The following is a 9,517-nucleotide window of genomic DNA, read 5'->3' on the forward strand; positions in this document are numbered from 1 at the left end:
TTAGCTGATTGGAGGCAGTTTAGCCTATTTAAGACAGCGTACATAATGACCCGCAGCAGCATCAATCCGCGCTCCAGCCATTTGACCATGGAAATTTCCATGCCGCCCTTGATAGAGAGTCCAAAACCGTAAAACATCTGGATGATTTTCAAGTGGGCTGGCGGTCCACCAGGAAACCCGCTCCCCCCAGGCATTAAAATCCACCTCATTAAGGGCTTCCACATAGCCTGGTACTTCACCTACCGGTTGGGCATTAAAACCAAAAGTATCTTGCTGTGCGGTAAAGGTATAAGAGACCTGTTTCCATAAGCCGCTGCCATCGTGCACTGAGCCCTTAGATCGCAAGAAATAAGGGATGCTCTGATCCTTAAATAAACTATCGATATCTTTCTGCAAAGGAAGGCGCCAAGCTTCCGGAGCTAAACCGCGCTCGTCTAACAGGGCCCACACATTATAAAGGGCTCCGTATTGGGCATTGGCAGCTTCATCGAAATTAAAATAAAGTAGGGCTGGCTTTTTATTGCGATAGGCTTCAATCCAACATTCAGGATCTTGGCATACTTCGATTGCATCGCCATTGCGAAAGGTTTTTACATTGAGGTTGTGATCCATCCAAATCTGATTCCCCACGCGCACTGCCCCTTCAGGCAGTACTTCCTCTTGTGCTGTAGTGCAGGATAATAAAATTAGGCTGAGGCTAAAAAGTGCTAAGCTTCCTTTGATTAGTTTATTCATTTGTCTTCGTCGATTATTTCCGCCTCTACTTCAATGGCCTGAGAATCTTCCATGGCTGCTTCTGCCTTGCGTAGTTTGGATTCTAAAAACCTGGGAACTACTACGATCATAGCTAAGCCCAGTAGATTAATAGGCACATAAAACCAAAGGGTATAAGGCACCCAGCTTACCGACCAAAAAGCCCAATACAAAGCAATGGCAATGGCCGTGCGAATGAAATACATCCGCAATTTCTTTTTCCGAAAAGCCGGATCCAGGATGCCTTGTTTCGAAATTTGATCTTGTATATCTGACATAGAAATTTCTTGGCTTTCGCCTTATATGGCTAAATAAAAGTCTTTACTACTGAATGATGATTCGCTCCTGGTAAAGGTCCGCGTTTGATTTCTCTCTATAGATCAAAGTATATACCCCAGGAGTAAAATCGCTAAGATCAATTTGTTTTTCCAATGGTAAGGCATGCATCGCCCCAGCCGCATCAATAATTTGAAGGGAAGTAATTTCTTCTACCGACTGTACTTGTAAAAACCCTTTTACGGGATTAGGATAAAAGCGAATGGACGGCGCATCGGCGAAAGCCAAAAGCGATAAGGCAGGACCTGAGATGATAGGAATTGTGATGGAATCGGAGTCTCCCAATTGGCGAAAGGCCATGGTTGCCTGGTAATTCTTCTGGGCCTGAAACTCGATCTCTAGTACTTGATAATCACCTGGGCTTAATAAAAAGGTTGTGGGTGTAGCAGCCGTAAAATTTAAGTCTGGATCACTTAAGGTCAAATTTTCCACCCCCATATCCTTATTGCCATCATTGTAGATCACAAAGCTATAGCTACGTTGCAAAGCTGGTCCCTGAGCCAAAAAGATAGTATCATCCGAATAGTATTGCTCAAAACGATCTGCAGCCGATGCCGTTCCGTCCACATCACTAATTCGCTCTATGAACTGCGGATAATCCACAAAAGGATTACGGTTATTCTGCACATTATAAATCGCAGTATTACGTGCCTGTTCTGCCGCGGATGGAGGAAATTGATCATGCCATTGTCTTAGGATGGTTTCTTGTCCGGAAAAATGGTTGGCATAATCCTGATAGCGTATCACGAAATACATCATCGCCCTGGCCGCCGCTCCTTTATGCGCATCGCGGGGCTCGAACTTTCCACCTCCCGATTTGGATCCGCCTTGCGACCAAGAGGCAGTTCCCACCACCCCAAAGGGATCATTACCCCGTCGACTATTTGCGGTTACATCCGTGGGAAACAAATGATGGATGTCGCTACGCATGGGCACATTGGAGTTAAAAAAGCCCTGCGGAAAGGTATGCTCACAATTGAAGCTGTTGGTATTGGCTCCACTCCGAGTATTGAAAGTTGCGGTACGACCGGTATACACACATTCTACCTGTCCGCCCACATTATCAATGCTGCCATACATCAAATCGCGGGCTCCATTATAGCCTTGATCGCTATAGCCTTGTGCCAAACGGCTATTTAAGGCATTCTTTAAGGCTTGCTGTTCCTTGTTTTGAGTAGTGCTATAGTAACTTTTAGAATAGGTTCCCTGTCCGCTTAAGCCTACTGCGGTATGACCAAAACCATTGGTACTTCTAAAGACCAGAACCTGCTCATGCTGAATATTATGTTCAGGTAAAAAGCTCACTGTTAGGCTAAATGTATCACTGGGCATCACGGTAAAAATGCTGTCACTTAAACTAAAGACCTTATTACCATAAATTTCAAAGCGATCTACCGCCTCTACACTTATGGGATAACTATTCGGATTATAAAGTCTTAAGCTTTGGGTACTGGCTTGCAGCTCATCGGTGGCTGGAAAGTTTAAATCACCATCCAGGGAAATCAGGCTTTGCGCCGAGAGGCCTGTGGCCAATAAAATACTAATTGACAAAGTGTTAAGGACCTTCATCTTACTTATTATAGAGAATTTCATAGTCTTTTAAGAGCTTGGAACTTGAGGCCGCAAATTGCAGATTATTATTGAGAAGCAAGCGCTGAACAAGGTTGCCATTTTGTAAATAGAAGGCCCCATTAGTTTTGGAGATTTGAAAATTATCGAAGGAACGAGGATCTATAAATTGCGCATTCCCACCACCCATACTTGAATAGCGATATAATCCTGATGCGGTACTGTAAACCAAGTCAGACGGAGCGATAGCTGCAGCATCATAAAGGGTTTCATCGGTAAATGTTTCCAGATTGGTATAGGATTGATCTGATTTTCGATAGCGATTTAGTTCCCAAATACCCCCTCCAGGCTTGCGAATTAAAATTGCCAGTTCATCCTGATTTAATGCCGCCAAGCGTGGACTATTCCCCACCAATGGATAAGTGTATAATTGCCCTAATAAATTGGAGCTATAAACTTCCAATTGGGCGCTACTTCCATCACCAAATGCACTAAATACGGCTAATTGCTCATCGAACCAGGTCGCCGTGCGTGCATAGTATTGCTGTCCGCTTAGCCCAATAAAGCGACTGCCCTGTATTGTGCCCTCCCCTATTTTTTGGATATAGCCATTTCGCTGTAAGAGATAAAAATCATCATCGACTTTTAGCACATCAGTGAAAGATATTTGATTGGCGCCTAATGGGGCTGGCATAAAGCCAACTTCACTGAAGTCTCGGAGATGCCGTACTTCAATTCCATTATCTTGAAGAGAGATTAAATATATCAGCGAATCACGCGGTGAAATTTTAAGTCGATCAAATGACTGATTCAGGTTATACTCCCGAACTTTTAGTCCATTCACATCCAAAAACACCAAACTTTGATCGTTCAAGAGCGCAAAACCCGTTTGCTCTGCCGGCAATTCTGTGTATCGAAAAGAATGGAAATTACTTAGGAATTGTCCTTCATTATAAGCCCTTAGCCTTAAGTCATAATTTCCGGAACTGAGATATCGATCCTTAAAAATCACTTCTGCTTCAAAAAAGTTTCCATCCCGGTATAAAGGCCGGAATTGGGAACTTAAAACCTTATCGCCCTCTAAAATATTGATGCGGTACTGCGTAATAGGCTCAGCTTCAAACTGAATAATCAGCGTATCACCAAAGGCTATATTAGAAGGTAGAGAATTTAGAATTTTTAGTTCCGGATATGCAGGTTCTTCCTCGCTGCATCCCAGAGCCAGCAAGAGAATGGAAAGGATTCCAAAAGAAGTCGTGAAAAATGAAAATAAGCGTTTCACAATTGGTATTTTTGGAGGCTCAGCATTAATGTACAGAAGCTCTCTATTCAAGTATGGACGCGAACAAAAATCCGCAAAATTCTTTTAGGCCTCAAGCTAAACAATCAGTGGTAGCCCTCGATCAAGGTCGAATTCCTCCACAGGTAGTAAGTTTTGAAGAAGCGGTTTTAGGTGCAGTCCTTATCGATAACAGTGCTATTAACGCTGTGATCGATATCTTAAGTCCTGAAAGTTTCTACAAAGCGCAACATGGCCTCATCTTTAAAACGGTAAAAGAGCTCTTTGGGCGAAGTGAACCGGTAGATATTTTAACCGTTGCCAATGAATTACGCATTAATGGTGAGCTGGAAGCCGCTGGTGGCGAGCATTATCTGATTGAGCTTAGCAATAAAGTTTCCTCTTCGGCCCACTCCGAATATCATGCCCGGGTAATTGTGCAAAAGCACATTCAGCGGGAGATGATTAAAGTAGCTAGCAATATCATCGATAAGAGTTTTGATGAAACTACTGATGTATTTGACTTGCTGGACGAGGCAGAACAGGATCTTTTTGAAGTTGCGCATAGCAATATTGTAAAGAACTACGAGAGTGCCCGGGATCTGGTAAAAGAAGCCATTAACCGCATTGAAGAGATTTCGAAGAAAGAAGGTTTAAGTGGTGTTCCCAGTGGTTTTACGGAGGTAGATCGGATTACCGCCGGTTGGCAGCCCTCGGATTTAATTATCCTTGCTGCACGTCCTGGTATGGGTAAAACCGCCTTCGTATTGAGTATGGCGCGTAATATGGTAATCGACCATAAAACACCGGTGGCAGTATTCTCACTGGAGATGGCGGCAGTACAGTTGATTACGCGTTTGATCTCCAGCGAAACCGGCTTAAGCTCTGAGAAATTACGAAAAGGAACCCTTAATGATGCGGAGTGGCAGCAATTGCTCACCAAAGTACGTGCCTTGGAAAATGCTCCGCTCTTTATTGATGATACGCCGGCAATTTCGGTATTCGACCTACGCGCTAAATGCCGACGTTTGGTTGCCCAACATGGTGTTGGAATGGTCGTGATTGATTACCTGCAGCTGATGACCGTAGGTGGCCAAAAGAGCTCTGGTGGTAACCGGGAACAAGAAATCTCAACCATCTCACGTTCCTTGAAGAGTATCGCCAAGGAACTGAATATTCCGGTAATTGCACTATCGCAGCTTAGTCGGGCGGTAGAGTCCCGAGCCGGTGATAAGCGACCCCAGCTTTCTGACTTACGGGAATCTGGAGCGATCGAACAGGATGCGGATATCGTATGTTTTATCTACCGTCCTGAATATTATGATATAGAAACCTTCCGCGACGGTGATCCGGCCGAGGGCAAAGCCGAACTGATTATCGCTAAACACCGTAATGGTAGTTTATCCGACGTTCGTCTGCGCTTTGAAGGCGCCATGGCCAAGTTCTCGGATTTGGAAGACATGGACAATGGTCCGCTGGTACTGGAATCCAAACTGAATAATGACCAGTTCCTGGGCGGCGACCACTCCATGGATGGCGGTGGCGGTTTTAGTAATGACCCTAATGATGATGACATTCCTTTCTAGGAAAATCGCGCTTCTCTTTTTATTGTTATTGGCCCTGCAGGCCCAGGCTATTCAATTGCTCATTCCTATGGATGAGGAAGGCCAAAAGGAACATCTCAAAGCTTATGGTATTGCCTATTATGCTTTGGAACGCGGCGTTGAAATCGAATGGCTTCTCAATTATCGTGGGGGCAGTTTTTTAATTCCATTTGATGAAAAGCTCAAGCTGGAATGCCGCATTCGCAATGTATCCTATGAAGTTATTGATGATGCCACAGCCAGCAGTATTCGCGAGGCTATTAGCAGTCCAGCTGTAAATCAATCCATCGTAAAATTAGAAACGGCGCCTAAAATTGCGGTATACTCTCCAAAGAGCAAACAGCCTTGGGATGATGCTGTAACGCTGGTTCTTACCTATGCTGAGATTCCTTACGATGTAGTTTACGACCGAGAGGTAATTAATGACCTCCTACCTAAATACGATTGGCTACACTTGCACCACGAAGATTTCACCGGACAATATGGACGTTTCTATGCCGCATTCCGCACCGCTCCTTGGTATATTGAACAAAAACGAGAACAAGAAGCCCTGGCCGCCGAATTAGGTTTTGCCAAGGTAAGTGAATTGAAAAGTGCGGTGGCCGAAAAGATTCGAGAGTATACTATTGGCGGAGGCTTTCTCTTTGCCATGTGTTCTGCTACCGACAGCTATGAAATTTCCCTTGCCGCTCTAAATGTAGATATCTGTGAACCCATGTTTGATGGTGATGCTGCAGAGCCTAACTATCAAAACAAACTGAATTTCGACCGCTGCAATGCTTTTGAGAATTTTCAATTGGTGCAGAATCCCAATGTTTATGAGTTCAGCAATATTGATGTAACCAATGGACGGAAGATTGCAGAAGAAAGAGATTACTTCAGCCTCTTTGAGTTTTCGGCCAAATGGGATATTGTACCTACCATGCTAACCCAAAACCACGTGCAAATGGTAAAGGGCTTTATGGGACAAACAACTGCTTTCCGAAAGGATTTAATTAAGAGTGATGTCCTGATTCTTGGTGAATTTAAAGCCGCTGGTGAAGCACGCTATATTCATGGTGAGCTTGGTATGGGCACCTGGACTTATTATGGCGGGCATGATCCTGAAGATTATCAACATCGAGTGGGAGATCCGAAAACAGAATTGGAACTCTATCCTACTTCACCCGGTTATCGCCTAATTCTGAATAATATTCTTTTTCCTGCCGCGAAGAAAAAGAATCAGAAAACCTAGTTAAAGAAACGCCAGTTTACACCTACTCGGAATACCCTGTCATTTAAAGGATAATGAGGAGCGGCCCAATAATTATAGGCCACCATTCCCTGAGTAAGGTTTTGCATTTTAAGGAAGATCACGGCTTTGGCCACTTTAAACTGTGCAAAGGCATCTACCATAAAATAATCTCCTACAGGATATTCATTTGCTATATAAAGCTGGCCAGTAGCCGTTGAATAAGATGGACTTTGGAAGGCACTGAAATAAGTGGCTTCGGCACCTACTAATACCTTTAAGGCACGCTTAAACATAGGGAACTCGAAATACAAAGCATGTCGGTTCACCCATTCCGGAAGGGGCATATAACGATCGGCATTATTTAATGCAATCTGATAGGTCACCTGATTATCTAAATGCAGCAAATTCCAGAGATAAAAGTCTTGTTTCAGATCAATACTCTGATAAGCCACTAAATCCGGAGCCACAAGCGGTTTAAGATCTGTTCCGAAATACACATAGTCTGAAGCCCCAAAAGTGCGAAAGCGTAGAAAGTTGGACCTTCCCCATTGCAAACCAAATTGCAGCTCATTGCTTAGAACCGGCCCGAAATCTTGATTCCAGATTACATTATTACTGATGTAGACTTGCTGGAAAAAGTCTGGCGCCTTATTCTGAATACTGTAGCCTGCAAAGGCACCTAAGCTCTTAAAGAAAGTTCCCTGCAGTCGGGCTTTCAATTCAAAGTTATTGGCGAAGGGGCCAGTCAGGATGTATTTTCCTTCAGACTGTAAATCGAAATACTGCTTATAGTTTCCTTGTAATTGAGCATTCACCCCAAAATGCTGGGCTCCGGTTTCGAAATAGGCATTGCTGTACTCCAGGTATTGATGAAAAGCTCCCGCCTTTAAATTAAAGCGGCTACTATCTCCTATTATGGTTTGTAGATATGCTTCATTGTATAATGATGCGTAGCGCAGACTATCTGTATATACCCCATCTTGATCAAAATAATACTGATCATATACATCATTGGATCTACCATAATAAGCAAATGCCCGACGGTTAAAGCGTGCATTATGCCCTAAAATGATACTGCGTTGTTTTTCTGGCTCCGGACTTTTGACTTGCAAGGAATCTGGTAAGGTATCCACCGGAGCCTTTACCTTCTTCTTAAATAGCTTCCAGAAGTCGATCTGATGATCGATGAAGTAATCACGATTGTACACGGCTCTTTGGTCCTGATCAAAGCGGGTGATTAATAGTGTTCTTGAAGATTCGAGATTATCGGTAAAAACAGAATCATGTATGATTCCACCATTCTCTTGGAGTTCCAACTTCTCGCTTGCGAAATAGGCCCATAGCTGGTACGCTCCTTTAGGGCTTTGGTAATGACTGTTAATTAAGAAGCTGGATTGCTTATTCTGATCATTGATATAGAAGCTCAGGCTATTTAAGCGACGGTATTGCACCGAGAAGTTCCAATTCTTGGTGATATTCTGACTATGATAGATTCTGAACAATTGACCGCGCTCATAACCATTTACGTAACGCGCACCGGTTAATGGAGAACGTACTTGGTAGTAGGCTACTCTTTCGGGATTCACAAAATAATCTTGAAAGGGTCCAAAGCTTTGAAAGTCTTCCAATGGCCTCAAACCTTGAAGGATCAAATTATTGCGTGGACCTCCGAGGTTCATCAAGACTAATTTGCCATAATCATCCGAAAGGGCATTATTAAGTTGATGGTACCAATTTAGAGAGCTTAGGCTGGTATCAATGAAATAGAAACCTTGTTGTTGCCAATAGAAATACTGATGGCTAAACTGGGGTTTAAGAGCATCAGGACTGGTTTTTTGAGCGGCCAGACCGAGACTGAGTAAAAGTAGAAAGATGGTATTTCGCATCATGCCGCGAAGGTAGCTAATTGGTGAACTCGCACAGCACAATAAAATTGCAAGGAGGGTGCCAAATATGGGGCATAGAGGAGAAAAATGGCAAAAAAAAAGCCTCTACGCTAAACGTAGAGGCTCGTTGAAAGATTGGCGACGACATACTCTCCCAGGTGTTACCCTAGTACCATCTGCGCAAGTGGGCTTAACTGCTCTGTTCGGGATGGGAAGAGGTGATCCCCACTGCCATAGTCACCATAAATCGTTAATAAGATCGACACACTGAGAGTAATGAATACATGGGATCTGCATTTAAAAGCTTACGGGTAATTAGTACTACTCGGCTATGACATTACTGCCTTTACACCTGTAGCCTATCAACGTCCTGATCTCGAACGACCCTTAAAAGAAATCTCATCTTAGGGCGAGTTTCGCGCTTATATGCTTTCAGCGCTTATCTCATCCAAACATAGCTACCCTGCGATGCAGCTGGCGCCACAACAGGTGCACTAGAGGTTTGTCCGACTCGGTCCTCTCGTACTAAAGTCAGCTCCCTTCAAATTTCTAACGCCCGCAATAGATAGAGACCGAACTGTCTCGCGACGTTCTGAACCCAGCTCGCGTGCCACTTTAATGGGCGAACAGCCCAACCCTTGGGACCTTCTCCAGCCCCAGGATGTGACGAGCCGACATCGAGGTGCCAAACCCCCCCGTCGATGTGAGCTCTTGGGGGAGATCAGCCTGTTATCCCCGGAGTACCTTTTATCCTTTGAGCGATGGCCCTTCCATACGGAACCACCGGATCACTATGCTCTGCTTTCGCACCTGATCGACTTGTAGGTCTCACAGTTAAGCGCCCTTATGCCATTGC

At 44.1% G+C, this 9,517-nt stretch carries 7 protein-coding genes and 2 rRNA genes (1 of these 9 only partly in view); 2 read left to right on the plus strand and 7 right to left on the minus strand.

Features of this window, described 5'->3' with window-relative positions; translation table 11 throughout:
• Positions 1-24: 24 nt before the first annotated feature.
• Genes ACO05P_RS08810 through ACO05P_RS08825 form a run of 4 tightly spaced genes read right to left on the minus strand, consistent with a single transcriptional unit; the run spans position 25 to position 3,940 of the window.
• Complete coding sequence (locus tag ACO05P_RS08810; protein ID WP_421750228.1) at positions 25-735, minus strand: FISUMP domain-containing protein; 711 nt, start codon at positions 733-735, stop codon at positions 25-27.
• Positions 732-1,031: a hypothetical protein gene (locus ACO05P_RS08815; protein ID WP_421750229.1), complete on the minus strand. Its 300-nt coding sequence runs from the start codon at positions 1,029-1,031 to the stop codon at positions 732-734. The genes ACO05P_RS08810 and ACO05P_RS08815 overlap by 4 nt, the downstream gene beginning before the upstream one ends.
• 46 nt (positions 1,032-1,077) lie before the next feature.
• Complete coding sequence (locus tag ACO05P_RS08820; RefSeq protein ID WP_421750231.1) at positions 1,078-2,658, minus strand: endonuclease; 1,581 nt, start codon at positions 2,656-2,658, stop codon at positions 1,078-1,080.
• 1 nt (position 2,659) lies between these two features.
• Positions 2,660-3,940 (minus strand): hypothetical protein, encoded by a 1,281-nt coding sequence (locus tag ACO05P_RS08825; protein WP_421750232.1) that lies wholly within the window; start codon positions 3,938-3,940, stop codon positions 2,660-2,662.
• Between the two features lie 53 nt (positions 3,941-3,993).
• Here ACO05P_RS08825 and dnaB point away from each other — a divergent pair, with 53 nt between their 5' ends.
• Positions 3,994-5,523 carry a replicative DNA helicase gene (gene dnaB / locus ACO05P_RS08830; protein WP_421750233.1) on the plus strand — a complete coding sequence of 510 codons (1,530 nt, stop codon included), beginning with the start codon at positions 3,994-3,996 and terminating at the stop codon, positions 5,521-5,523.
• Between the two features lie 67 nt (positions 5,524-5,590).
• Complete coding sequence (locus ACO05P_RS08835) at positions 5,591-6,775, plus strand: asparagine synthetase B (protein ID WP_421754893.1); 1,185 nt, start codon at positions 5,591-5,593, stop codon at positions 6,773-6,775.
• On the opposite strand, the gene ACO05P_RS08840 is transcribed toward ACO05P_RS08835, so the two are convergent.
• From ACO05P_RS08840 to ACO05P_RS08850, 3 genes are all read right to left on the minus strand, one after another.
• Positions 6,772-8,664: a putative porin gene (locus ACO05P_RS08840; protein ID WP_421750234.1), complete on the minus strand. Its 1,893-nt coding sequence runs from the start codon at positions 8,662-8,664 to the stop codon at positions 6,772-6,774. The genes ACO05P_RS08835 and ACO05P_RS08840 overlap by 4 nt on opposite strands.
• A gap of 130 nt (positions 8,665-8,794) precedes the next feature.
• Positions 8,795-8,906: ribosomal RNA gene (rrf, locus tag ACO05P_RS08845) — 5S ribosomal RNA — on the minus strand.
• Between the two features lie 50 nt (positions 8,907-8,956).
• Positions 8,957-9,517, minus strand: a 23S ribosomal RNA gene (locus tag ACO05P_RS08850); it runs 2,311 nt beyond the window's last position.

This window comes from Croceimicrobium sp. (genome assembly GCF_965228705.1).
Lineage (GTDB): Bacteria > Bacteroidota > Bacteroidia > Flavobacteriales > Schleiferiaceae > Croceimicrobium.

Bases quoted from the DNA above. Each gene is read 5' to 3' on its own strand.
- ACO05P_RS08810 (WP_421750228.1), bottom strand. From the start codon at position 735: ATGAATAAACTAATCAAAGGAAGCTTAGCACTTTTTAGCCTCAGCCTA.
- ACO05P_RS08815 (WP_421750229.1), bottom strand. From the start codon at position 1,031: ATGTCAGATATACAAGATCAAATTTCGAAACAAGGCATCCTGGATCCG.
- ACO05P_RS08820 (WP_421750231.1), bottom strand. From the start codon at position 2,658: ATGAAGGTCCTTAACACTTTGTCAATTAGTATTTTATTGGCCACAGGC.
- dnaB (WP_421750233.1), top strand. From the start codon at position 3,994: ATGGACGCGAACAAAAATCCGCAAAATTCTTTTAGGCCTCAAGCTAAA.
- ACO05P_RS08835 (WP_421754893.1), top strand. From the start codon at position 5,591: ATGGATGAGGAAGGCCAAAAGGAACATCTCAAAGCTTATGGTATTGCC.
- ACO05P_RS08840 (WP_421750234.1), bottom strand. From the start codon at position 8,664: ATGATGCGAAATACCATCTTTCTACTTTTACTCAGTCTCGGTCTGGCC.